The sequence below is a fragment of the Pseudomonas hormoni genome (assembly GCF_018502625.1).
Classification (GTDB): Bacteria; Pseudomonadota; Gammaproteobacteria; order Pseudomonadales; family Pseudomonadaceae; genus Aquipseudomonas; species Aquipseudomonas hormoni.
This window is the reverse complement of the sequence record NZ_CP075566.1, coordinates 2,447,359-2,471,237: the sequence shown is the minus strand read 5'-3', so window position 1 is coordinate 2,471,237 and position 23,879 is coordinate 2,447,359. Positions and strand designations below refer to the sequence as shown.

The 23,879-nt window shown below is 55.2% G+C and carries 26 protein-coding genes and 1 pseudogene; 17 read left to right on the top strand and 10 right to left on the bottom strand.

All coding sequences use genetic code 11. The annotated features are described in order from the left end of the window. Positions 1 to 138 precede the first annotated feature (138 nt). Positions 139 to 1,035, bottom strand: a complete 897-nt coding sequence (locus tag KJF94_RS11495; protein ID WP_214383471.1) for an AraC family transcriptional regulator — start codon at positions 1,033 to 1,035, stop codon at positions 139 to 141. Positions 1,036 to 1,146: 111 nt separating this feature from the next. Between KJF94_RS11495 and KJF94_RS11490 the strand changes: the two genes are divergently transcribed. The 3 genes from KJF94_RS11490 (at position 1,147) to KJF94_RS11480 (ending at position 3,499) form a co-directional block, all read left to right on the top strand. Continuing rightward, entirely contained in the window at positions 1,147 to 1,488 is a 342-nt protein-coding gene (locus tag KJF94_RS11490) for a carboxymuconolactone decarboxylase family protein (protein WP_214383470.1), read from the top strand. A 175-nt stretch (positions 1,489 to 1,663) separates the two neighbouring features. Beyond that, positions 1,664 to 2,239 (top strand): reactive chlorine resistance membrane protein RclC, encoded by a 576-nt coding sequence (rclC, locus tag KJF94_RS11485; protein ID WP_214383468.1) that lies wholly within the window; start codon positions 1,664 to 1,666, stop codon positions 2,237 to 2,239. 330 nt (positions 2,240 to 2,569) lie between these two features. Continuing rightward, complete coding sequence (locus KJF94_RS11480) at positions 2,570 to 3,499, top strand: alpha/beta fold hydrolase (RefSeq protein ID WP_214383466.1); 930 nt, start codon at positions 2,570 to 2,572, stop codon at positions 3,497 to 3,499. 53 nt (positions 3,500 to 3,552) lie between these two features. On the opposite strand, the pseudogene KJF94_RS11475 reads toward KJF94_RS11480, so the two are convergent. Next, positions 3,553 to 3,864 (bottom strand): annotated as a pseudogene (locus KJF94_RS11475) (aldehyde dehydrogenase family protein); the annotation flags it as partial. A 203-nt stretch (positions 3,865 to 4,067) separates the two neighbouring features. On the opposite strand from KJF94_RS11475, the gene KJF94_RS11470 reads away from it, so the two are divergent. The 6 genes from KJF94_RS11470 to KJF94_RS11445 all read left to right on the top strand — a co-directional run bounded on the left by KJF94_RS11470 (position 4,068) and on the right by KJF94_RS11445 (position 9,499). Then, the gene (locus KJF94_RS11470) at positions 4,068 to 4,301 is read left to right on the top strand and encodes a hypothetical protein (RefSeq protein WP_214383464.1); all 234 of its coding nucleotides are present in this window, start codon (positions 4,068 to 4,070) and stop codon (positions 4,299 to 4,301) included. A 46-nt stretch (positions 4,302 to 4,347) separates the two neighbouring features. Further along, positions 4,348 to 5,709, top strand: coding sequence for a glutathione-disulfide reductase (gene gorA / locus KJF94_RS11465; protein ID WP_214383462.1), 1,362 nt, complete (start codon positions 4,348 to 4,350; stop codon positions 5,707 to 5,709). Positions 5,710 to 5,750: 41 nt separating this feature from the next. Then, on the top strand, positions 5,751 to 6,374 hold the full coding sequence (locus KJF94_RS11460; protein WP_214383460.1) for a ferric reductase-like transmembrane domain-containing protein: 624 nt from the start codon (positions 5,751 to 5,753) through the stop codon (positions 6,372 to 6,374). A gap of 303 nt (positions 6,375 to 6,677) precedes the next feature. Next, complete coding sequence (locus KJF94_RS11455) at positions 6,678 to 7,301, top strand: glutathione S-transferase family protein (protein ID WP_214383458.1); 624 nt, start codon at positions 6,678 to 6,680, stop codon at positions 7,299 to 7,301. 381 nt (positions 7,302 to 7,682) lie between these two features. Continuing rightward, positions 7,683 to 8,657 (top strand): alpha/beta fold hydrolase, encoded by a 975-nt coding sequence (locus KJF94_RS11450; RefSeq protein ID WP_214383456.1) that lies wholly within the window; start codon positions 7,683 to 7,685, stop codon positions 8,655 to 8,657. Between the two features lie 101 nt (positions 8,658 to 8,758). Further along, a complete protein-coding gene (locus KJF94_RS11445; protein WP_205012909.1) occupies positions 8,759 to 9,499 on the top strand; it encodes a cysteine hydrolase family protein in 741 nt (246 codons plus the stop codon). A 12-nt stretch (positions 9,500 to 9,511) separates the two neighbouring features. Here the strand turns inward: KJF94_RS11445 and KJF94_RS11440 are convergent, their stop codons facing one another. The 3 genes from KJF94_RS11440 to cynS (KJF94_RS11430) form a co-directional block, all read right to left on the bottom strand. After that, on the bottom strand, positions 9,512 to 12,427 hold the full coding sequence (locus KJF94_RS11440; protein WP_214383454.1) for a winged helix-turn-helix domain-containing protein: 2,916 nt from the start codon (positions 12,425 to 12,427) through the stop codon (positions 9,512 to 9,514). A 330-nt stretch (positions 12,428 to 12,757) separates the two neighbouring features. Next, entirely contained in the window at positions 12,758 to 13,000 is a 243-nt protein-coding gene (locus KJF94_RS11435; protein WP_250548271.1) for a DUF2790 domain-containing protein, read from the bottom strand. Between the two features lie 54 nt (positions 13,001 to 13,054). Continuing rightward, the gene (gene cynS / locus KJF94_RS11430) at positions 13,055 to 13,522 is read right to left on the bottom strand and encodes a cyanase (RefSeq protein ID WP_214383452.1); all 468 of its coding nucleotides are present in this window, start codon (positions 13,520 to 13,522) and stop codon (positions 13,055 to 13,057) included. Positions 13,523 to 13,668: 146 nt separating this feature from the next. Between cynS (KJF94_RS11430) and cynR the strand changes: the two genes are divergently transcribed. From cynR to KJF94_RS11410, 4 genes are all read left to right on the top strand, one after another. Continuing rightward, positions 13,669 to 14,553 carry a transcriptional regulator CynR gene (gene cynR / locus KJF94_RS11425; RefSeq protein ID WP_214383450.1) on the top strand — a complete coding sequence of 295 codons (885 nt, stop codon included), beginning with the start codon at positions 13,669 to 13,671 and terminating at the stop codon, positions 14,551 to 14,553. Between the two features lie 141 nt (positions 14,554 to 14,694). Then, a complete protein-coding gene (locus tag KJF94_RS11420; protein ID WP_214383448.1) occupies positions 14,695 to 15,324 on the top strand; it encodes a glutathione S-transferase family protein in 630 nt (209 codons plus the stop codon). A 204-nt stretch (positions 15,325 to 15,528) separates the two neighbouring features. After that, a complete protein-coding gene (locus KJF94_RS11415) occupies positions 15,529 to 16,449 on the top strand; it encodes a LysR substrate-binding domain-containing protein (protein WP_214383446.1) in 921 nt (306 codons plus the stop codon). After that, on the top strand, positions 16,449 to 17,360 hold the full coding sequence (locus tag KJF94_RS11410; protein ID WP_214383444.1) for a LysR family transcriptional regulator: 912 nt from the start codon (positions 16,449 to 16,451) through the stop codon (positions 17,358 to 17,360). Before KJF94_RS11415 ends, KJF94_RS11410 begins: the two co-directional genes overlap by 1 nt. A gap of 41 nt (positions 17,361 to 17,401) precedes the next feature. Here KJF94_RS11410 and KJF94_RS11405 read toward each other — a convergent pair whose 3' ends face one another. Further along, a complete protein-coding gene (locus KJF94_RS11405; RefSeq protein WP_431768156.1) occupies positions 17,402 to 17,659 on the bottom strand; it encodes an alpha/beta fold hydrolase in 258 nt (85 codons plus the stop codon). 183 nt (positions 17,660 to 17,842) lie between these two features. Between KJF94_RS11405 and KJF94_RS11400 the strand changes: the two genes are divergently transcribed. From KJF94_RS11400 to KJF94_RS11385, 4 genes are all read left to right on the top strand, one after another. Beyond that, complete coding sequence (locus KJF94_RS11400; protein WP_214383440.1) at positions 17,843 to 18,466, top strand: DJ-1/PfpI family protein; 624 nt, start codon at positions 17,843 to 17,845, stop codon at positions 18,464 to 18,466. 44 nt (positions 18,467 to 18,510) lie between these two features. Continuing rightward, positions 18,511 to 19,056 carry a cysteine hydrolase family protein gene (locus KJF94_RS11395; RefSeq protein ID WP_214383438.1) on the top strand — a complete coding sequence of 182 codons (546 nt, stop codon included), beginning with the start codon at positions 18,511 to 18,513 and terminating at the stop codon, positions 19,054 to 19,056. Between the two features lie 32 nt (positions 19,057 to 19,088). Then, complete coding sequence (locus KJF94_RS11390) at positions 19,089 to 19,769, top strand: glutathione S-transferase family protein (protein WP_214383436.1); 681 nt, start codon at positions 19,089 to 19,091, stop codon at positions 19,767 to 19,769. 193 nt (positions 19,770 to 19,962) lie between these two features. Beyond that, positions 19,963 to 22,035: a 2Fe-2S iron-sulfur cluster-binding protein gene (locus KJF94_RS11385; protein WP_214383434.1), complete on the top strand. Its 2,073-nt coding sequence runs from the start codon at positions 19,963 to 19,965 to the stop codon at positions 22,033 to 22,035. Between the two features lie 17 nt (positions 22,036 to 22,052). Here the strand turns inward: KJF94_RS11385 and grxC are convergent, their stop codons facing one another. From grxC to cynS (KJF94_RS11365), 4 genes are all read right to left on the bottom strand, one after another. Then, entirely contained in the window at positions 22,053 to 22,316 is a 264-nt protein-coding gene (gene grxC / locus KJF94_RS11380; protein ID WP_214383432.1) for a glutaredoxin 3, read from the bottom strand. Between the two features lie 30 nt (positions 22,317 to 22,346). Further along, positions 22,347 to 23,009 (bottom strand): carbonic anhydrase, encoded by a 663-nt coding sequence (locus KJF94_RS11375; RefSeq protein WP_110750121.1) that lies wholly within the window; start codon positions 23,007 to 23,009, stop codon positions 22,347 to 22,349. Between the two features lie 38 nt (positions 23,010 to 23,047). After that, the gene (locus KJF94_RS11370) at positions 23,048 to 23,296 is read right to left on the bottom strand and encodes a DUF2790 domain-containing protein (RefSeq protein WP_214383430.1); all 249 of its coding nucleotides are present in this window, start codon (positions 23,294 to 23,296) and stop codon (positions 23,048 to 23,050) included. 104 nt (positions 23,297 to 23,400) lie between these two features. Then, positions 23,401 to 23,868, bottom strand: coding sequence for a cyanase (gene cynS / locus KJF94_RS11365; RefSeq protein WP_214383428.1), 468 nt, complete (start codon positions 23,866 to 23,868; stop codon positions 23,401 to 23,403). Between the last annotated feature and the right edge of the window lie 11 nt (positions 23,869 to 23,879).

Sequence of the window (23,879 nt, the reverse complement as noted above, 5' to 3'; positions counted from 1 at the left end):
AAAATGGAAGCTGCTCATCCTGTTCCACCAGAGCGGGAATCGCAGAAACTGGGTAGCGGCGACGCTCAGGCGCTCGCACTCCTGTTTGCTGAAAACGCCCATTGGGAAATTGCGGGTGAGGTGGAAGCTGCCGTAGAACTAAATCCCGCGACGCAGTTTTCCCGGCGCCTCCCCGTAAAACTCCTTGAATTTCTTGCTGAAGGCCGACTGCGACTGGTATCCCACCTGTACGGCAATATCGCTCAGCCCCAGATGGGAGTGGCTCAGCAGGTTGAACGCCATTTCCATGCGGACCTGAGTCAACAGCACCCAGGGTGATGCGCCAGCCACACGTGCAAATGCGCGCAGAAAAGTTGCGCGGGACATGCTCGCCATTTCCGCCAGCCCTTCAACGGTCCACTCGAATGCAGGGTCGGCCAGCATCGCCTGCCAGGCGCGTCCGAGCCGTTTATCGCTGAGCAAGGCCAATGAGCCGGTGGTCTGGCCCTCGGTTGCAAGGTGCGCTCGCAGGATCAAGGTGAACAACGCCTGGGAAAGCGCGTCGAGCATGAATCTGGAGCAGACCTGGTCGCCATCCGCTTCGCCACGCAGCATCTCCACCAGCGCAGGCAGCTGCCCACTGTCGGTGGGCGGAATGACCAGATACTCGGGCAGCGCGGCGAATAGTAGTGACGTGCGATTGAAGTGAAACCCGCCACAGAGCATGTCGAAATCGCGACTGGCCCCGCCAATACGATGCATCGGCACGACACCACCTTCGCTAACGTTCGGCACGGTCGGCGCTACGGTTTTGCCTGGGCTGTGCATGACATGCGGCGCGCCTCGTGGAAGCAGCAAAATGTCCCCGGTCTTCATGGGAACACGCTGGCCATCGGGAAAATATACCCGGCACTCTCCGGCCAGCACGATGTGATAGGGCGCCTTGCCCAAGGCTTCCTGCTCATGCTCGCGTGCCCAATCCCCCTCGAACTGGCAGCGCAAATCCAGGCTGCCGCGTACGTTGGCCAAGCTGATGAGTTTATCGATTGAATTCATTTTGAGTCTTTCGCAATAAAAGCTGAGCCGATTGAACAAACCTGAATCGCGCCACTGGAGAAAACTGAGTGTGTCGAAACAGTACACTCAACCTGTTCAGGAATTAACGCTATGTTCAATAACTGGTCCGAATTATTGCCCACTATCCAGAAAGCCTTCGGCGCACTGGGCAAGAGCAACCCCAAGATGGTCAAAGCCTACATGGCACTCGGTGAAGCCGCTGCCGAAAACGATGTGCTGGATGTCAAGACACGCGAGTTGATCTCGATCGCCGTCGCTGTCACTACTCGTTGCGATGGTTGTATCGCCGCACATACGAACGCAGCGATCAAGGCAGGCGCGAGCCGCGAAGAGGTGGCGGCGACCCTGGCCACGGCTATCTCGATGAACGCGGGTGCTGCGTACATCTATTCGCTGCGAACGCTTGAAGCATTTGATACGTTGAAGAGCTAGTCCGCCATCGCGTTCACCCGCAGCCCCGACACTGCAAAGTGCCGGGGCTTTTTTACGTCATTGAAACGTGAAGGTCACATTGAGACGATCGAGCAACAACTTGAGCATGACGAACAAAAGCGCCGTTCGATAAACCCGCAGACTTGCTCCACATTTAATTTTCTGGAGAAGTCTCATGTTCACCTCATTTGCAACCTGGTTACGGTTCCTCAGTAAAGTGGATACTTTTGGCGCATCGCTCATGCGACTGGCAATCGGCATCGTTTTCCTGTGGATCGGCGCACTCAAGTTCGTCCCGTATGAGGCGGACAGCATCACACCGTTTGTCGCCAACAGCCCCTTCATGTCGTTCTTCTACGAACACCCGCAAGAGTACAAGGCTCACCTGACCCATGAAGGTGAACTGAACGTCGAGAAGCGTTCTTGGCAGGCTGCCAACAACACTTACGGGTTCTCGATCGGGTTGGGCGGAGTCGAACTCCTAATTGGTTTGTTAGTGCTGTCCAATCCGATCTCGCGACGCATGGGGCTGCTCGGTGGTGCATTGGCTTTCGGTACGCCACTGGTGACTTTGAGCTTTCTGATCACTACACCCGAAGCCTGGGTGGGGGCTCTCGGTGACGCCCAACACGGTTTTCCTTACCTTTCCGGTGGCGGTCGCCTGGTACTCAAGGACGTGCTGATGCTCGCTGGCTCTCTGCCGGTGATGGCGGACTCCGCTCGGCAATTACTCCGCGAATGTCGCGTTTGATCGTCACATAGATACAAAACAAATGCCGCCCAATGGCCCACATTTTGGGGTAGGGCGGCCAAGTGAAATATTGCTCGCAATGCCCAGCGACTAAAACCCAGAAATGACCAATAACGCCATTGACCGCTGGCGCGAAGGTGTCCAGGTGGTTTCCATCTGTGAGGTCGACATGTTATTGAGCACCATTCTTTCACCCGGTGAAATACCGCATTGTCATAGGTAGTCATTCCGATCAGTTGCCGGTGTGTTGAGTATTCACGTGAGCGCGATACAGCGCTCTGACTTGAACCTCTCAGCAGACTTACTCTGCACGACTCTGGAGCACCGGTGATGTCCCTATTCAAATACCTGACGCTGCTAGCATTGCCGTTCATGTTTGGCTTCGGAGATGCTCAAGCCGAAATGCCGAAAATGATGTATCGCCAAGTGTTGGTTGATGGTGTGAATATCGCCTATCGAGAAATCGGCGACGTCAACGCCCCCGCAGTGCTGTTATTGCATGGAGTACCCAGCTCATCACGAATGTATGACGGACTGATGCGGCAGTTAGCCGACCGCTTTCACTTGATCGCACCGGACTACCCCGGATTTGGCAACAGCGATGCGCCTACACCGGATAAGTTTGTCTATACGTTTGATCATCTCGCAACGTTGATCGAACACTTCACTGATACTGTCGGGCTTAAGAAATACAGCCTATTCATGCAGGATTACGGTGCACCGGTCGGTATGCGGCTGGCGATGGCGAGGCCGCACGCAGTGACTTCCATGGTGTTTCAGAATGGCAATATCTACGCGGAAGGTTTGGGCAAGATGTGGGACAGCCGTAAGGCTTACTGGGCCGACCGTAACGCGTATGAGGCCAAGTTTCAGGCGGCACATCTGTCCGTTGACGTGACCCGGCAGCGCCACATCGGGAGTGATCCGGACGTGTTAGCGTACAACCCTGATCTGTGGCAAGACGAAGTAGCGTTCCTCAATCGCCCTGGTGAAGGTGCGATTCAGATGGCATTGATCTTTGACTATCGCACCAACCTGGAGGCCTACCCAAGTTGGCAGCAATGGCTTCGTGAACATCACCTGCCTACGTTGGTTATCTGGGGCAAGCATGACCTGGCCTTCACTGTCGCAGGTGCTGAAGCATTCAGTCGAGACTTGCCCGACGCAAAGATCGCTATCCTCGACGGAGGGCATTTTGTGATGGATACCCGGCTGGATGAGGTCGCCGACCTTACCCGACAGTTCCTGATCAAGCAGTAACGAAGAGCGCACGCCCTGATGCTACCGAGACGTACGCTGAATGCCTTTGTGCCTTAACGTTTGACGGGCAAACCGGCCTGCGTCATGCGGCTGCGAATGGTGAACACGCCATCGCCTTAGAGAATCGCGCTGCGGGCAAACAAACGCCCGCTTTCCCGGTTCGACAGGCCCAGTTCCGGCTTGTTGAGGGCGTACTGGCGGTAGACCCAACGGGTGACCCCGTTGCCGACAAAAGGCGCGTTGACCGCGTTGTAGAAACGCTCCTGAGTCGTCGCATCTTCGCTGATCAGCGACACAGTGAACTGCGGGCTGGAGCGGTCGAACAAGGCGATGGCGTTGTCCAGGTCGTCGACGATTTTCAGGCTGGCTATCAATAATCTCGCATAAGACGTTGATGTTCGAGCCTCATCAGTATTTCCGTAGTAACGCCTCTCTGGATTATTTCACTCAGCACAATTAAGTCATGACATCCCTGCTGGTTCTCTAATTGCCCATACATGGTGAGACTGAACGCAGAAGCAGTTGACCCATTTCGGGTTAATGCAGTGTCCATCCAGGGAGTTCCCACATGATTGATGTCGCTTATTCCTGCGACGGTAACCCTTGGTTGGATACTCCAGCCATGGCCCTTACCGAATACGAAGGCGGCTTTTTGCTGCCCCAATTGATGGGAGCGCTGGCTAGCGAATTCATAGCGGCTCCTGTCACGCACAGATCCAGCACGCGTCAGAACAAGGCTTCGGTCCTGAAACTGTGCGGCCCGATTTTGCGTGCATTGAAAACTCGTTTTTCTCCCCTTTAACGATATTTGGCTGCACATGTGTTGTGCGACCTTGCAGAGAATTGAGATGACCTACGACTTTGATTTGTTTGTGATTGGCGCAGGTTCCGGCGGTGTCCGTGCAGCGCGTTTTGCCGCAGGATTCGGCGCGAAAGTGGCAGTTGCCGAGAGTCGCTACCTCGGTGGTACGTGCGTCAACGTCGGTTGCGTACCGAAGAAACTGCTGGTCTACGGGTCCCATTTTGCTGACGACTTTGAACAGGCAGAGGGCTTTGGCTGGACGGCCGGCAAGGCTCAATTCGACTGGGAAAAATTGATCTCCAACAAGAACCGTGAGATCGAACGACTCAATGGTATTTATCGCAAACTGCTGATCAACAGCGGCGTAACGTTACTCGAAGGTCATGCACGACTGACCGACGCGCATCATGTGGAAATCAATGGACAGCGTTTCAGCGCCGAACGCATTTTGATTGCAACAGGCGGCTGGCCACAAATTCCGGATATTCCAGGTCGCGAGCATGCCATCACATCGAATGAAGCATTCTTTCTGGAGCAATTGCCCAAGCGAGTACTGGTAGTCGGCGGCGGTTACATCGCCGTCGAATTTGCCGGCATCTTCAATGGCCTGGGTGCCGACACCAGCCTGCTGTATCGCGGTGATCTGTTCCTGCGCGGGTTCGATAAATCGGTTCGTACGCACCTTGTGCAGGAGCTGACCAAACGCGGTCTGCAATTGGAATTCAACACCGATATCGTCCAGATCGATAAACAGTCTGACGGTAGTCTACTGGCGACACTCAACGACGGTCGTCAACTGGAAACCGACAGCATCTTCTACGCCACTGGCCGCCGGCCAATGCTCGACAATCTGGGCCTGGAAAATACCCGAGTCGAACTCAATGAAAAGGGTTACATCGACGTCAACGACAACTTCGAAACCCGCGAGCCATCGATTCTGGCGTTGGGTGATGTGATCGGCCGAGTGCAACTGACCCCAGTCGCCACGGCGGAAGGCATGGCGGTCGCTCGTCGATTGTTCAAGCCTGAAGAATATCGTCCAGTAGATTACCGCCACATTCCCACTGCTGTGTTCAGCCAGCCCAACATTGGAACCGTTGGGCTGACTGAGGAACAGGCGCTGGAGAATGGCCACAATGTGACCGTTTTCGAAAGCCGATTCAAGCCGATGAAACTGACCCTCACGGATTCGTCTGAGCAGACCTTGATGAAGCTGGTGGTGGATGCTGTCACTGATCGGGTCTTGGGCGCGCACATGGTGGGGCCCGACGCCGGAGACATCATCCAGGGGCTGGCCATCGCGTTGAAAGCGGGTGCGACCAAGCGCCTGTTCGATGAAACCATCGGCGTGCACCCGACCTCGGCAGAGGAATTTGTGACCCTGCGTACACCTGTCCTTGGCAGATGACAGCAGACGGCCAATCCAAATACTTTTTCAAGAGCGTTGTTATGAAAGTTCAATTACCTCGTTACGAAGGCTGGTCGCTGTTCGGTCTGCTGTGTTTGCTGATATTGGTGATGACGGCGTTGATACTGGCGCTGAATCCAGATTTAGTTGAAGGTCTACGTAGCGCAATCCGCGCCACCGCGCGAACCTCGTTTGCTCTGTTTCTTGTGGCTTTCACCGCCTCTGCATTCGCTGTTTTGGTACCGTCCTCGTTTTCCAAAGCGCTTGTGCGCGAGCGTCGTTTCATTGGTCTGGCATTCGCGTTCTCTCACCTGCTGCATGCGGTATTGATCTACAAGTACGGTCAGCTGAACACCGAGTTCTGGCCCGGTCGAAGCACTATCACCAACATCCCTGGCACGCTTGGCTATTTGTTTATCCTGTTGATGACAATTACGTCCTTCAAGACCACCACACGTCTGATTGGTCGCAAGACCTGGAAGGCCTTGCACCTCACCGGCATGTGGGTGCTAGCAGCAGTTTTTGCTTACTCCAACTTCAAACGCATCCCCCTGAGCGCCTGGTATGTATTGCCGTTTGGCATCATGTTTTCGGCAATTGCCATTCGGGTTGTGGGTAAGCTCGCACAGAAGAACAAACGGAATCAGCCTCGCGCTTTTGCTTGAAATTCGAATTGGTTTGAGCGGAGCAGGGGAGAGCGTATGTCGATAAATAGGGTCGTGAACACTCCGTTCACTTGTCATTGGATTGGTCTACATTGAATGGGCTTGCCTAGGTGTACGTCACCACCAACATCGGTTACAGCACCGTCAAATTGACGTTGACCTCCCTCGCGGCCTGCCTGCCGCCGTTGCTCCCGTATACCGACAAGCTCGTTTTGATGTGTTGCAGACTCGATTCCTCTGGCATCGCAACACTGCTTACAAGCCAGGGGCTCGATAACGTCCATCTATGTTGGAGCACGCGTCATGAGCCTTACTCTCTACGGTTTTGACGGCAGTCCATACGTTCGTACGGTGAAAATGCTGCTGAAGGAAAAAGGAGCGGAATTCAATCAGTTACAGGTAAACGTGATGAAAGGTGAACCGCATCAGCCGGAACACCTCGCACGGAATGCGTTCGGGAAAGTGCCGGTCATCGATCACGACGATTTCAGGGTGATTGAAACCAGTGCGATCATGAGCTACCTGGATGAAGTCCTGCCTGGCATTTCACTGACGCCCAAAACTGCTCGGGACCGCGCCAGGAGCCACATGGCCCAGGCGATCTATGATTCCTATGGTTATGGTTCGATGGCCTCCGTCTTCGGTTATTACCTGTTCCCCGACTTCATTGGCGGGCAGAACGACGCCTCTCGCCTTCAAGGCATCGAGAAGTCGAAACTGGTGCTCAGCGAGTTGATGAAGATCAAAGGTAACGATCCGTTTCTGGGCGGGCCCGCATTGAGCATCGGCGACCTGTACCTGGCACCGGCATGTGCTTACTTATCGATGACGCCGGACGCAGAGGAAATATTTGCCACCAAAGGCTTCGCTGACTGGTGGACACGAATTCAGGAACTGCCCAGCTTCAAGGCCACACCACCGCAATAATTTGTAGGGTGATCGAAGAAATTTTGCCCTACGCAACGACGGAACGTCACCCTTCGATAAGCTTGGATCTGACATTCAAAATCCCTCTTTGGCGTTTTTACACAACCTCGATTGAGGTTGTGTAAAAACGTTTTTATGCGACTGGAGTCCAGTTTATTTTTCGCGTCGCACATCCATCTGCCGGAATAACCTTCGGCAGGATCCTTAGTCCAACCATACCCATTTTGGTGCGTGGACCCAGTTTGGTGCTTTGCATTTCATAACACCGTTTAACATCTCTTTACTCGTTGCCACGTCTCCGGACGCTCATAGTTTTCCCTTCTCCCGCTCATAACATGATCAGGTGTCACTGATCTCGTTGCCAGCCCACGGAGTTGAAAAATGGCAGACCAATCTCCGCTTTCTCCTGATGAGGCGACGCGCCGTAGCCTCGTGCTAATCGGCCTAGGCGCAGCCATTACCACCGTGTTGCCAAAGTCCGCTCAAGCACAAACAGCTGAGCCGGCAAAATCGCACAACGTCACATCCAACACGATCACCACCAGCGACGGTGTGATTCTTTACTACAAGGATTGGGGCCCAAAAACCGGGCCGGTAGTAACCCTCAGTCACGGCTGGCCTCTCGACTCCGACAGTTGGGATGGTCAAGCGTTTTTCCTGGCAAATCAGGGATTCCGGGTGATTGCTCATGATCGCCGGGGACATGGTCGCTCCAGCCAACCGTGGGACGGAAATGACATGGATCACTATGCCGATGACTTGGCCACGGTGATCAATACCCTGGATTTGAAAAACGCCACAATCATGGGTTTCTCCACTGGCGGCGGCGAAGTGGCTCGTTATGTGGGAAGGCACGGCACATCGCGAGTGGCGAAAATTTGTCTGATATCTGCCGTACCCCCGCTGATGTTGAAAACTGCTGCGAATCCAGGCGGTTTACCTATTGATGTATTCGACGGCATTCGTGCCGGGATGATCGCCGACCGCTCGCAGTTGTTCAGGGACATTCCAGCGGGCCCATTCTATGGTTTCAACCGGTCAGGGGCCAAAACCTCCCAGGGAATGATCGATTCCTGGTGGCGTCAGGGAATGGTGGGTGGGTTTAAAAACACCTTCGATTCCATAAAGGCTTTTTCGGAAACTGACTTCACCCAAGATCTAAAAAAATTCGATAAACCGACCCTGGTCGTCCATGGCGACGATGACCAGATCGTGCCGATCGATGCCGCCGGCCGAGCCTCGAAAAAGCTTGTTCCTAATGCAACCCTGATGGTCTATCCGGGGGCGCCCCACGGATTGACGGAAACCCATAGAGAACACCTCAACAAGGATCTATTGGCATTTCTACGCAGTTGAAGGTCATAACTGACTGGAGAGAAATCATGTCTGAGAAATTCTATCCCATCGGTAGGCGCTCATTTGTAATGGGTGCTGTTGCAACCGTGGCAGCAGGCGCAATGCCTGCATTCGGCGCCGAAAAAGCTGCACCCGCAGGACTTGAGAAATACGCCGCTCCGAAAAATCCAGCGCTGCCGAAATCGACTATGAAGCTGGATCTATCCCGGGCAGCTCTTGTGGTGATCGATCCGCAGATCGATTTCATGAGTTCCAAGGGCCTTGCGTGGCCAATGACGGGGGAATCAGTGACGGAACAGAATCTCGTCCCGAACCTATTGAGCTTGTTCAAGGCCGCCAAGGCGGCAGGTATCACCGTCGCCATTTCACCGCATTACTACTGGGCCACTGATCACAACTGGAAGATCCAGGCTCCCGTGGAAGTCATGCAGCACTCAATGAAACTTTTTGACCGCAAGAGTGCCATCGATCTGGAGGGGTTTGCCAACTCGGGAAGCGACTTCATGCCGGAGTTCAAGCCCTATATTGAGGACGGTAAAACCTTCGTTTGCTCACCTCACAAGCTGTACGGCCCACAGGTCAACGACTTGACTCTCCAGTTGCGCAAGCAGCTCGTTGACCAGGTCATTCTGACGGGGATGCTGGCTAATCTATGTGTTGAATCACACATGCGCGAGCTGCTCGAACAGGGGTTCGAAGTGGCGGTGGTGCGTGATGCCGTGGCGGGACCGAAACTTCCTGAAGGTGATGGTTATCTGGCAGCGATAATCAACTACCGGTTCATGGCAAACGCCGTATGGACTACCGAAGAAGTACTCGGAATGTTGGGTGGCAAGGTTTGATTGAGCCGCATGTCACGGGGTTGAGTCCGGCCTCGTGGCAGGATGTCCTCTTGGGGTGAGTTTCAATGCGCTTTGCTTGTTCAATGAGTTCAGCAATTGTTTTGCAGCACGCAGATCAGCTGAATCAAAGCCCTCGGAAAATCGGTTGTAGACGCTCTGAAGTCGCTGGCCTGCCTCGGCGTCCCGGCCTTGCAAAAGATGCAGACGGGTAAGAGAGATAGCGGTGCGCAGTTCCCAAGCCAAGGCCGATAGACGTTCGGCGCAGGCCAGTGAGCGATTCAAGTATTGCTCGGCCAGGGCCAGGTCTGGGCTCGGTCGATACGCATACAAGTCTGCGGTCACCCGCAAAATTTCTGGGGTATCAAATGTTTCTCCGACGTTCTCGACCATTTCCAGTGCGCCGCTGGCGATTTCGATCGCATTGTCATATCGGCCTTTGGCCGCAACACCCTTTGCAAGGCATCTTACAAACATGGTGGTGAGCACCTGATGGTTCTCAATGCTCAGCACGTTTAAGCAGTCATGCAAGAGGTGTATGCCTGCATCCACTCTATCTTGGCCGATCAGCAGAATGCCTTTTAAACCTATACCCGCGGCATGATCGTGCCCGAAGGCATGCTCTTCGGCCGTCGAGATGAGTTTATCAATTGTCTGTTCGGCATTGTTCCAATCACCCACCCATAAAAAAACCGTTGCCACATAAATGAGCGAAAGGCAGATGGTCGCGGGATGGCGCAAGTTGTAGGCGTCACCCAAAGCTTGTCGTCCAATTCGGGCAGCTTGATCCGGGTATCCGCGTAGCCATAAAACTCTAGCCAAAGATGCCAGTGCTCGAATGCGATAGTCATAACCGAAGGAAAATTCGTCCTCGTTCACGAGCGGCGGCTTTAGGTCTGAATTCGCTTTGCATATTCGGAACGAGAACCCCGGCACGCCGGCAGGACGCCCACTGTTTTCCAGCGTCCACTGCATCATGGCGATAATTTTCGGTTCAGTAATTCGCGTACTGAGATTTAGGTTCTGCCACTGGATATCATGAGGGCTCCGTTTCCCCTCAGATCCAGGAAGATCAAAATTCTGCGATTGACGAAGTAGGTTGTCGTCTGGATTTGCGACGGATTCAATTCCCTTGTGATGGTTGATCGGCAAGGTATGTTGGGTCCCTGACGTCATCATCGGAGGGATTGACCGTGGCCAATGCTGCACTACGAGCGGTGGCGCTCCATTGGTTACTTCGGCCCGTGCCGCCAAGGCTCGCTCACTCCACCGTCGACACTCATCGAGCATCGATAAACCAAGGAATAGTGGTGCGGATGCCGCGGCGAGACGGATACCGAGCAGCAGGTTGCGATGATTGGAAAACGCCCATTCCAATGCTGAGCAAATGTTCCCCAAGTGCTCAATGTACAGTTGAATTCGCTCGTATTCAGGAAGCGTTTCCCCTGGCACGTTCAGTCGTTCCAGCATTGATAACAAGTAAATGGCATGACGTTCGATCGTCAAATCCACTTCACCACTGGTACGTAGCTTTTCCAGTGCATAGGCCCGCATTGTATGTGGCAGCTTGTAACGCATCGACCGACCAGCACGCTCAACCAGAATCAAAGATTTCGTGACCAGGCGTCCAATCGCGTCGATAACCAATGACTCATCGACTTCCGATTTGACGATTGCCGTGACCATTTCCAGGGAAAAAACACCGCTGAGAACCGACAACCGTCGTAGCACCATAGCTTCGGTTTCAGATAGCAGGTCACAACTCCAATCGAACATAGCCATTAGCGATTGATGGCGTGGCAGCGCTGTCCGCCTGCCGTCCCAAAAAAGGCTGACACGATTATTCAGTAACTCGGCAATGCCCTGAATCCCATAGGCCTCGACTTGGCCAGCTGCCAGTTCTATCGCTAAAGGCATGCCATCGAGTTTGCGACAAATATGCGCAACCATCGGCGCGTCGTTGTCGCTCAGGATGAACGCGTTATCATTGTTATGAACTCGCTCGACAAGTAATCGCACCGCCGAAAACGTTAACGCGTCAGTTGCCGTCAACCCACACATCTCCGGCGGACAGGTCAAAGGACACAATCGATGGACATGCTCACCTTCAGCCCGCAATGGCTCGCGACTGGTCACCAGAATATGTACGTGTTCGGTTTCTCCATACAGCTTTTCTGCAAGGTAAGTGGCGGCAACGATGATGTGGTCACAGCTATCAAGCACCAGCAACAATCGCTGTTCTTGTGAAAAAGCCATTAGCTCCTGAAGGGGGTCCATCCCCCGATATTGGATGCCTAAAGCAGACGCCAGAATGCCTGGCAACAAAGCAGGATCGGCAATGGAACTCATATCCTGGAAGAGAACCAGGCTTCCAAAATGCGTTGCCAAATGATGAGTTACTGCCAGCGCAAGCGTCGTTTTTCCCATACCGCCATGGCCGCAGATCGTCACGAAACGGTGGAGTTTGATCAGCTGCGCTATGGCGGGCACTGTTTCATCGCGGCCTACCATTCGTAGCAGGCGCGGCGGCAGCGCGCCGATCGAGGTCGTAGGCGACACCTGGGCAGTGTCAGAATCACAATCACGGGTAACGGAGGCCACGAAGCTATAGCCGCGACCAGGAACGTTGGCGATATAGCTCACGTCTGTTTCGGCACAGGCCAAAGCTTTGCGTAATGCGGAAATATGCACACGCAAGCAGCTCTCATCCACAATCACGTCCTGCCAGACCATTCTGATCAGATCGCGGTTGCTGACCACCTCACCCGCATGTTCGAGCAGTGCAATCAGGACGTCGAGAGCGCGGCTACCGAGTTCAATCGGTTTTCCGTTTTTCAATAACAGTCGTTGGGCAGGGAGCAGATGAAATTGGCCGAAGGTGATCGACTGGGGACATTGAGTGTCCGAAGAGTCGCTCGCTGACCCGTTCATGATTCGCAAGCTCGTGCGACCTGGCACGCTGGTTTTCGGTAAAGTGACCGCATAAGCGAGTCGATAGCTGATGCCGTATTCATGGGCGTCACTGACTATAGATGAACTTACCTAGGCAGCTCACTCTGTAGCGTCCGTGACTCCAGTTTTAAGCCTGCCGGTTTGTTATCTCCCTATACGAAATTTTGCTCATCTTGCAGTGTAGGTGCCATGTGGATGTTGGGTAATGAAATTTGTAACCGCAGCCCGATCCGGGCGGTGTGTGCCAATTACAGGGTAAAACTGCCGGGAAGGTTACAACCATGCTGGGTGTTGTAGCGTTGTGATTTCTCAGCCCGTGCTGCAACCACCTCCTTCGACCAAGTACGTTGCGATATGCCGCTCACCTTTGGAGTCTTCATACACCATCTCGGCTTGCACAATCCCGCAGGCCTGGCTGGTATCGGAGATGCTGATGGTTTTTGTCACATCGAATGGAACGCCGGTGCGCCCAGTCTGTACGTCATTAGCGGCGAACGCGCTGCCAGCAGCTACGGTCAGGAACAAAGCAAAAAAAGTGTTCATGGTTTTCATAGTCTTTTCCGTGGAGTTTGTGGGTGATGGCCCGCACTGCGGGCCGGTATCCGTTTAGAAAGGGCGCAGTGGCAGGAACTTGCCATCGAGGGTGATCACTGCACGGTGACCGCCTTCTGGATCTTCGACTTTCTTCATATTCAGCTTGAAGTTGATCGCGCTGATGATGCCGTCGCCGAACTGCTCGTGAACCAGGGCTTTCAGGGTGGTGCCATAGATCTGAATCATTTCGTAGAAACGGTAGATGGTCGGATCCGTTGGAACACCCGACAGGCTGCCGCGCAGTGGGATGATTTGCAGACGGGCGACCGAGTCGGCGTCCAGGTCGAGTTTTTCGCCGATCACTTTGGCAGCGGCTTCAGGCAGTGGGTGCTGACCGAGCAGCGCGGCGGTGACATAAGCCAGACCGAGGCCGGTGCCTTGAGCCATGTCTTCGAAGGACAGGTTTTTACGCGCCTTGGCGTCGAGGATTTTCGCGGTCAGCTCGAGGCTGGTGTCGTTGTAAGCGTGGGACTGTTGCATGGTGTTTCTCCTATCGGGTTTGCTAGTTGGCTGTTTGCCAGGGTGGTGTTGCTTGGGTGTGAAGCAATGTTCTGCTGGTTGCTCGATAGCGTCCAAGACCGATATACAATGCAACGCATAAGCGGGGCCTATAGAGGAGAAATCCCATGCTGCTACGACACTTGCGATATCTGTTGGCTGTTGCCGATAACTCCGGCTTCACCCGCGCCGCCGAGGCGCTGCATGTTTCCCAGCCGACCTTGTCGCAACAGATCCGACAGTTGGAAGAGACCCTAGGCGTTGTGCTGTTCGACAGGACCTCGCGCACGGTAAAACCTACCGATGCGGGGCAGGCTTACATCGAATGTGCACGTCGTGTATTGGTTGAGTTGGAAGCTGGCAAGCGCGCATTGCACGATGTGAAGGATTTGTCCCGCGGCACCCTGCGCCTGGCCATGACACCGACGTTCATGGCGTACCTGGTAGGACCGTTGATGCGCGACTACAAGGCTCTCTATCCAAATATCCATCTTGAGATCTTTGAACTCTCCATGGCCGATATCGAAACCGGCCTGGCGGATGACTCGCTGGATATCGCCATTGCGTTTGATGAGGTGAGAAACCCGGACATCGAAACGATCCCGGCTTTTATTGAAACCCTGGGGCTGGTGGTGGGGCGGGATCATCCGTTATACGACTGTAAGAAACCGTTGACCGCCGAGCAGGTCGCTCAACTGGACTTTGCGTTGCTGACTCCCGACTTCGCTACCCGCATCTGTATTGACGAGTACTTCGCCAAGACGCAGATCACACCCAAGGTGGTGATCGAGGTCAATTCGGTCAACACTTTGCTGGAAGTCATGCGGCACACTGCGGTCGCCACTATTCTTCCGGAGCCCATCGCTACCCAGGACCGAGCCTTGCGCAGGATCGCGCTGCTGGACAAGGGGCCACGGCGCGGAGCCGCCCTGTTACGGCGTAAAAACAACTATCACAGCGCGGCGTCAGTCGCCTTTATGGACCTGATGTTGGGAGTGTCGGTGGGGCAGTAGCTTCGGCAAAAAAAAATGATCATTACACGCAGTGAAATGCTGGATTGTAATTGCTGGTCATTCCGCTGTTTATGAGAGGAGGGGAAGATAACTCCATCGACGCGATCACCGGGTCGAACTCAAACAACATCGGAGCACGTCATGTCCCAGCAAGCGATCAAACTTTATCGTCACCCTTTGTCTGGCCACTCCCATCGGGTCGAACTGATGCTGTCCCTGCTGGGACTGCCAACCGAACTGGTATTCGTGGATCTGATGAAGGGCGCGCACAAAGCGCCTGACTTCCTGGCTCTCAACCGCTTTGGCCAAGTGCCGGTGATCGATGACAACGGCACCGTCCTGGCAGACTCCAACGCCATCGTGGTTTATCTCGCCGCCAAATATGGCAAGGGCCAATGGCTGCCGACCGATCCGGCAGAGCAAGCCAAGGTTCAACGCTGGTTGTCGGTGGCCGCCGGTCAAATCAATTCGGGCCCTGCCTCCGCGCGGTTGATCACCGTGTTTGGTGCCGGTTATGACGCCGAAGATACGATCAAACGTTCTCATGCCCTGCTCAAGGTCATGGAGGAGGAGCTGGGTCAGAGTAAATTCCTGGCCGGCGACAAGCCGACCGTCGCCGATGTTGCTGCCTACACTTACGTGTCCCACGCACCGGAAGGTAACGTGGCGCTGACTGACTACCCGAATGTCCGTGCCTGGTTGAGCAGCATCGAAGGGTTGCCGAACTTCGTTGGCATGCAACGTACTGCTGTAGGCTTGCAAGAGGCTTGACTCGATTCTGAAGGAGCTTGCCGGGAGAATAATTCCGGCCAGTTCCTTTTCATTTGTCTCGCGGTTCTCCCAGGACGCTGTACGTACATGCAGCCAGCCCGACGGCGCGTGCGAAAGTCGCTGTAGCCGACGATACTGGCAATCAGGTCTTCCCGCGCTAGCGGCCAGATACCTCGCTGTCCTCTCATCAAGACAGGGGCGACTATGGATCGTTTTCAAGAAATGCAGATATTCATGGCAGTAGCCGAGGAAGAAGGCTTTGCCGCCGCCGCCCGCCTGTTGAATATCTCTCCCCCCAGCGTGACCCGTGCCATTGCCGCGATGGAGGAGCGAATCGGCACACAGCTCCTTTCTCGAACCACTCGCAGCCTGCATCTCACCGAAGCGGGTCAACGCTATCTCGAGGATTGTCGGCGTATCCTCAGTGATATCGACGAGGCGGAGGAGGCGGCTGCCGGTAGTTACTCGATACCCTGCGGGCATTTGACCGTGACCGCGTCGGTGCTGTTTGGCGAGTTGTACATCGCGCCGCTGCTGGCCGACTACGTGGACCAGTTTCCTTCGGTGCACCTCAATGCCTTGCTGGTGGATCGTGTCGTGAACATGGCTGACGAGGGTATCGATGTGGCCATACGCATCGGCCACTTGCATGAGGCTAATCAGCACGCCATCAAAGTTGGCGAAGTACGTCAGGTGATCTGCGGTACCCCCGATTATTTTGAGCGCTACGGCAGGCCGCGTCATCCCGGTGAACTCAGTACCGCCAACATCGTCATGTCTTCGGCCAGCCATTTGCTGAGCGACTGGCAATTCGTCAATGACGGCAATGCACTGAGCTTTCGATTTGAACCGCGATTGGTGGTCACCGCGAATCAGGCCGCGATCAATATCGCCAGCCTGGGCTGGGGCGTCACGCGGGTGTTGTCCTATCAGGTGGCCAACCAGGTGGCGGCTGGCGAACTGGAATTGGTGCTGGAGGACTTCGAACCACCTGCGCTGCCCATTCAAGTGGTCTACCTCAAGAGCACCCGAATACCGGCAAAGGTTCGTACCTTCGTGGATTTTCTCGCGGATCGACTCGGCAAGGATTCGGCGCTCAAGGCTGTGGTGAAGGGTTCCAACTGATGGATCGCTACCATGAAATGCTGATGTTCGAAGCGTTATCGGAGCGTCCCAGTCTGGCTGCTGCGGCCCGTCGTCTGGATGTGTCCGGACCTACGGTCGTTCGTGCCATTGCACGGCTGGAGGAACGTCTTGGCGTGCCTTTGTTACTTCGAAGCACCCGTGGGGTGTCGCTGACCGAGGCCGGCGCCGGCTTCATGGCCGATTGTTCACGCATTCTCAGGGCCATCGAAGACGCAGAGGCTTCGGCCAAGGGCTTGCACGTTCAGGCCCAAGGCAATCTCACGGTGCTGATGCCTTTGCTGTTCAGCCGTTATGTCATGACCTCGATTCTGACGGACTACATGAGTCTGTATCCCGAGGTAAAAGTCTTTGCGCAATACCATGATCGTTTTCCGAACATGAATGAAGAGGGCATCGATGTGGCGGTGCTGGTCGGCAATCTACCAAGTTCGTCATTGATCGCACGACAGGTGGGCTACGTACGCTCGATGGTATGCAGCAGCCCCGCTTATCTGGCTACTCACGGTGAGCCCGGCGTACCTGAGGATCTGCAAAATCATCGACTGGTCGCCACCCATGCTTATCGAGACAGAGTCCAGTGGGACTTCCAACACGACGGTGAGGTGAATCACTTAAAAGCCCGTACACGGATCAGTTGCGCGACGGTACAGGCGGCCATCGATGCAGCCGCTTATGGCGCCGGCATTACCCGTTGTCTGAGCTATCCGTTGTACGAGTATTTGAACACTGGGCGATTGCGGCGTGTGTTGCAGCCCTATGAGTTACCGGCGCTGCCGGTGCACGTGGTGTACCGCGAAGGGCGCAAGGCCTCGATGCGGGTGCGCAGTTTTGTTGACCACATCGTCGATGGCCTGCGCGAGCATCCGGCCATGCAGCCGGATGTTCTTTGAACGCTTGCAGCGCATGCAACAGCTGAGGTCACTGCTAGTCATTACTTAGCAGTGGCAGCTGTTTCAATCAGGCTGGCAACGACTTTCGGATTGGACACCATCACCCCATGGGACGCGTCTTTGACTACGACAGTCTTCTTGGCGTGTGCCCGCTCAGCCATGAACACCTGGGCATGCGCAGGGATGTTCTTGTCCTTGTCGCCATAGACGAAGTACGACGGAACGGTGTTCCACGCGGGTTCGCTCGAGGAAGCCGCGATCACGGGTAGCCGTCTTCTTCCAGAAGCTGTGTCTCGTATGTGTCTGATTTGCCCGCCCGGCGCATGGAAATACGTCTGAAATCGCCTGAGCTATAAACGCCGTTCGGGCATTTCAGTGAGCGAAATAGTGGATTGTATTTTGTGGTCGTTCTCTACATCGCGGTTAAGGCGGAGCATAAGCACACACACTCTTCCATGCTGTACAGCAGAGGCTCATGACCGATGAAACGCGTGCTTATGTTACTGGCCAACGGCGTAGAGCCCCTGGAAATGGCCGCTTTTACCGATGTGCTTGGCTGGGCCAACCTGCTGGGTGATTACCCTGTGGAACTGGTCAACGCCGGCCTTCGCAGAAAGATCGTGACCACCTTCGGTCTCATGCTCAATCCGAGTTTTTTATTGAGCGATCTGGACGTGAGCAGCTTCGATGCCTTGGCACTGCCGGGTGGTTTTGAACCGTCGGGTTTTTACGAGGAAGCCTTGAGCGAACCCTTCCTGGCGGCCATCCGGCAATTCGTCGAAGCCGGTAAACCTGTTGCCAGCGTTTGCGTGTCTTCCGTGTGCCTGGGCGTGGCCGGCGTGCTGCGTGACAGGAACGCCACGACCTACCACCAGGAGGGCGGCAAGCGGAAAAACCAACTGTTGGAAACCGGTGCACGCTTTGTCGATCGTCCCGTGGTTGTCGATGACCAGATCATCACTTCAAGCGGGCCGGGGACTGCCACCGAAGTTGCATTCGTACTGCTCGAAAAAATAACGAGCGTCGAAAATGCCGCTTTTATCCGCAAGAAGATGCGCTTCGCCACCCCCGACCGTGATTGGTACGAAACGCCGCAAGTGCCCTGAAATGAATCCACCAACTCCGATCGACTTTTTACCAAGGTAACCATATGACCAACACAGCACTCATCGTCGTTGATATTCAGAACGACTATTTTTCCGGCGGCAAATGGGAACTCAACGCTACTGATTCGGCCGCTGACAATGCGGCTCGTGTGATTGGAGCAGCACGTGAGCGGGGTGACTTGGTCATCCATATCCGTCACGAGACTTTAGCCCCTGATGCACCGTTTTTTGTCCCAGGATCCGACGGCGCGCAATTGCACGAGAAGGTGCGCAATCTTGGGGACGAGTTGGTCATCGTCAAACACTTCATGAACCCATACCGCGAAACGGAACTGCTCGAAGTGCTTGAACACAACGAGATTGAACGGGTCACCGTGGTCGGCAACATGAGCCACATGTGCATCGATGCTGTCACCCGCGCGTCTGACGACTTCGGGTTTGAGGCGACAGTTATTCACGATGCCTGTACGACCCACGACCTGGAATTCAACGACGTCAAGGTTCCTGCACATCTGGTGCATGCGGCGTTCATGGCCGCTTTGAAGTTCGGGTACGCCGAAGTGTTGAGCACTGACGAGTATGTGGCCTAGGTTTTCATTCTGCTGCCGAAAAAGGTAACCCAATGTTCAATCTTTCCAATGCTGTCGATTACTACTACTGGCCAACCCCCAACGGGCAGAAGGTCGCCATTTTTCTTGAGGAATCGGAACATCCCTACGTCGCGCATCCCGTCAATATCAGCAATGGTGAGCAATTTTCCACTGAGTTCACCCGAATTTCACCTAATCAGCGCATTCCAGCGATAGTCGACAGAGAGACGGGTGTATCGGTCTTTGAGTCAGGGGCGATTTTGTTGTACCTGGCTCAGCGCCGCGGGCAATTCATCCCCGACGATGCGAAAGGGGCGGCTGAAGTCATGCAGTGGCTGTTCTGGCAAGCGGCGAACCTGGGGCCGATATTGGGACAGGCAGTGTTCTTCCTTAATTACGCCTCTGAACATGTGCCGCTCGCCGTGGCACGGTTCAGTAAAGAGACCGAACGTTTGTATGGCGTTCTGGAGCAGCAATTGAGCGAACGACCTTACGTCGCCGGCGAGTACTCCATTGCCGATATGGCGATCTATCCTTGGGTGCTGCAACATGACAAGCAAGGAATGACGCTCGATGGTTATCCTAACGTCGCCGCTTGGCTAGAAAAGATCAGCATGCGCCCAGCAGTGGTTCGGGCCTACGCTAAAGGGGAGCAAATTCGTCCATCTGGTCAAACTGATCAAGACAGAAAAAAGCTTTATGGGCTTCCATAGCGGGGTTGCTACAACTTAGTCGATTCCAGGTTGCTCGAGTGCGTGCAGGGTCTGTCTCGAGCTTCATGAGGTTGCAAAGCGCAGAGTTGATGATCACCGGCAACTGCGTATTAGACCCCGCTGCCGGGGATTCAACCATTCCTCGCCGGGCGGCGGGTGAAGGGCACCTGTTTACGAATGCGTAGAGGTGATCATGAATCAGTCGGACGCGCCAGGAACATCCCCTTGGCATGCGGGTGAGCGTGAATTGCAGGAAAGCGTCGGCGTCGCCGATCAAATGGAGGTATTCGGACGCAAGGTCGTACGTGACTTCATGCCTGATCAGCATCGATTGTTTTACAACCAGCTGCCTTACCTGGTGGTGGGCGCGGTCGATGAACAAGGGATGCCTTGGGCCACGTTGATCGAAGGCCCCCCTGGCTTCATCCATTCACCCGATCCGCGAATGCTGCAACTCGACCGCCTGCCCGCCGAGGGTGATCCGGTCAGGGCGGCCCTTAAGCAAGGCGCTGCGGTGGGACTGCTGGGCATTGACCTGAAGACCCGAAGGCGCAATCGCATGAACGGCAACATCAGCACCGCCTCGTCAGGCGGTTTTGCCGTTTCTGTGGTGCACGCTTTCGGCAACTGCCCGCAATACATTCAGTTGCGAGGCGTTGAGCCGGTCAGCCTTGGCCAAGCCTCAGCAAATGTTGCGGCCGAATGTCTCAGCGAACTGGATGAAGCCGCGAAGGCGGCCATCAGCAAGGCCGATACCTTTTTCATCGCCAGCTATGTCGACCTGGATGGCGATGCATCCCGGCGCTCGGTGGACGTTTCTCACCGGGGTGGCAATTCAGGTTTCGTCAGGATCGAAGGCAACGTGCTGACGATTCCCGATTTCGCCGGCAACCTGCACTTCAACACCTTGGGTAATTTCCTGCTCAACCCGCGCGCGGGGCTGGTGTTCATCGATTTTGAAACAGGCGACATGCTGCAAGTCAGCGGGCGTACCGAGATCATTCTCGAGGGGCCGGAGATTGCCGCCTTTCAGGGGGCTGAGCGGCTCTGGACGCTGACCGTGGAACAGGTGGTTCGACGTCAGGCTGTGTTGGCCCTCCGTTGGCGGTTTGAAGGTTTTTCGCCTAACAGCCTGATGACGGGCAGTTGGGAGCAAGCTGAGGGCCGATTGCAAGCCGATAACCTGCGCGATCAATGGCGACCGCTGAGGGTGACGCGGATCGTTGACGAGAGCAGCTCCATTCGCTCCTTCTATTTTGAACCGGCCGATGGCGCGGGCATACCGCGATTTGAGGCTGGCCAACATCTGCCGGTGCGCTTTTGCCTTGCTGAAGGACAGGCGCCTCTGGTCAGAACCTACAGCCTGTCGAGTGCGCCGTCGGACAGTTTTTTCCGCATCAGCGTCAAGCGTGACGGACTCATCTCGTCGCATCTGCACGACCGCGTTCAGGTAGGGGATCTGGTTGAAGCCCGTGCCCCTCAAGGGCGCTTCACGGTGCAAGCCGATGAATATCGACCGTTGGTTTTGCTGGCCGCGGGCGTGGGCGTGACCCCACTGCTGTCGATGTTGCGTGAAGTGATTTATGAAGGCGAACGTATCCGTCGCACTCGACCCACCTGGTTCATCCAAAGTGCGCGCAGCCTGGGTGAACTCGGGTTTCGCGATGAGCTTTACGAACTGGCGACCCGTGCCAAGGATAAAATTCGTGCGCTACGTCTGCTCAGTCAGCCGGAAACTCATGCTCGTGTTGGTGAGGATTTTGAGGTGGCGGGGCGGGTGGATGTCGAACTGCTCAAGGCATTGCTGCCGCTGGACGATTACGACTTTTACCTGTGTGGCCCTGGTGCTTTTACCCAGGCGCTTTACGACGGCCTGCGTCAGTTGCGTATTGGCGATGATCGTATTCACGCGGAGACTTTCGGTCCTTCGACCCTGGTTCGCCAACGGGATCATTTAACCCCGGCGGTCGAGCAGATACCCGCGGCAAGCAGCCCGGTCAAAGTGCTGTTTTCGGCGTCGGCGAAGGAAGCTCGTTGGGAGCCGGGTGGCGGGAGTTTACTGGAACTGGCCGAGAGCCGTGGCCTGAACCCGGACTTCAGTTGCCGGGGCGGATCGTGCGGTACATGCCGGACCCGATTGGTCAGTGGCCAGGTGCATTATCTGAACCTGCCGGCTGAGATGCCGGCCGAAGGGGAGGTACTGATTTGCTGTGCGGTGCCAGCGCAAGCCAAGGAGGGCGACGCCCCCCTGGTGCTGGATTTGTGAGCTGGCGTCATCGGTGCTCATCCCGCCATGCGCGGGTTGAGTACCTGGTCGATGCCGCCTTCGCTTTCAAGTTGAGCCAAGTCATCGAAGCCGCCAACGTGCCAGTTGCCGAAAAAGATCTGCGGGACGGTACGGCGACCGCTTCGGCTGACCATTTCGTTCTTCACGTCGACTGAGCGTACATCGATTTCCTTGTACGCAACCCCTTTGGCATCAAGCAAACGCTTGGCATTACGGCAGTAGGGGCAGGTCGTGGTGGTGTACATAGTGACTTCAATCATGTTGAGGACTCCTGAAAATTAGAGGCTGATTTAGGCAACAGCTTTTGCTGGACGGGCATGAACGGCAACGGTGTTCGGATGCTTGACCAGTGACTTGAAGGTCTTGTTGTCGGCGTCCAAGGCGTCGATTGAACCGGTCCCGATGTCGTAGACCCAGCCATGCAGATTCACCAGACCTTTTTCCTGAGCCAGGCGCACGCTTGGATGAGTCTGAATGTTGGCCAGTTGGGCGATGACGTTTTCACGCACCATGGAACTGACTTTGGCGGCTTCACTGGCGTGAGGACGCGATTCGTTGATGACTTTCGCCGACTCGGCATGTTGCAACCAGCCGGCGACCGCAGGCAGATGATCCATGCACTTGCACTTGGCGACAGCGGTCATGGCACCACAATCGGAATGGCCGCAGATCACGATATCGGTCACGCCCAGTACGGCGACGGCGTATTCGACCGTGGCCGACACACCGCCGGAATGCGGGCTGTAGGACGGCACAATGTTGCCAGCGTTACGGATTACGAACAATTCGCCAGGCTCTTGCTGCGTCAGCAGTTCCGGTACAACACGGCTGTCGGAGCAGGTGATGAACAACGTGCCTGGATGTTGCGTGGTGGCCAAGTGTTTGAACAGGTCAGTGCGTTGTGGAAATGCTTCTTTTTGGAACTTCAAAAAACCTTCGATGAGCGCTTTCATGATGTTTTACCTTTCATTGAGTGTTGAGTGAGTGACAATTAGTTGGTGCAGCCGCTACCGATCACGCTGTATTCCAGGATGTGGGTTTCACCGTGCGAATCGCGGTAAGTCATTTGCACGGGTGTCGGGCCGCAGACATCAGCCGTCGGGGTGATGTGAATGACTTTGGCGATATCCAGGTGCATGCCATACGCATATGGAACGGCCTCCGGTGCGACTACGGCTGGCTGGGCGTAAGCCGACAGCGAAGCGGTCAGTGACAGGGCGAGAAACAGAATTTTTTTCATGACGAATCCTCCATTCAAATGTGGTGATTGATCGAAAAGGGTTTAGAAATTTTTTGAAGCAGGCCCGCAAGGCTGCGGGCCGATTTACAGGTCCGGTTGCATCCTTAGAAAGGACGCAGTGGCAGGAACTTGCCATCGAGGGTGATCACTGCACGGTGACCGCCTTCTGGGTCTTCGACTTTCTTCATGTTCAGCTTGAAGTTGATTGCGCTGATGATGCCGTCGCCGAACTGCTCGTGAACCAGGGCTTTCAAGGTGGTGCCGTAGATCTGGATCATTTCGTAGAAGCGGTAGATGGTCGGGTCGGTAGGGACGCCATCGAGGCTGCCGCGCAGCGGGATGATTTGCAGGCGGGCGACCGAATCGGCGTCCAGGTCCAGTTTTTCACCAATCACTTTGGCAGCGGCTTCAGGCAGTGGATGCTGGCCGAGCAGGGCGGCGGTGACGTAAGCCAGGCCAAGGCCGGTGCCTTCGGTCACTTGTTCGAAGGACAGATTCTTGCGCGCCTTGGCGTCCAGGATTTTCGCGGTCAGCTCGAGGCTGGTGTCGTTGTAAGCGTGGGACTGTTGCATGGTGTTTCTCC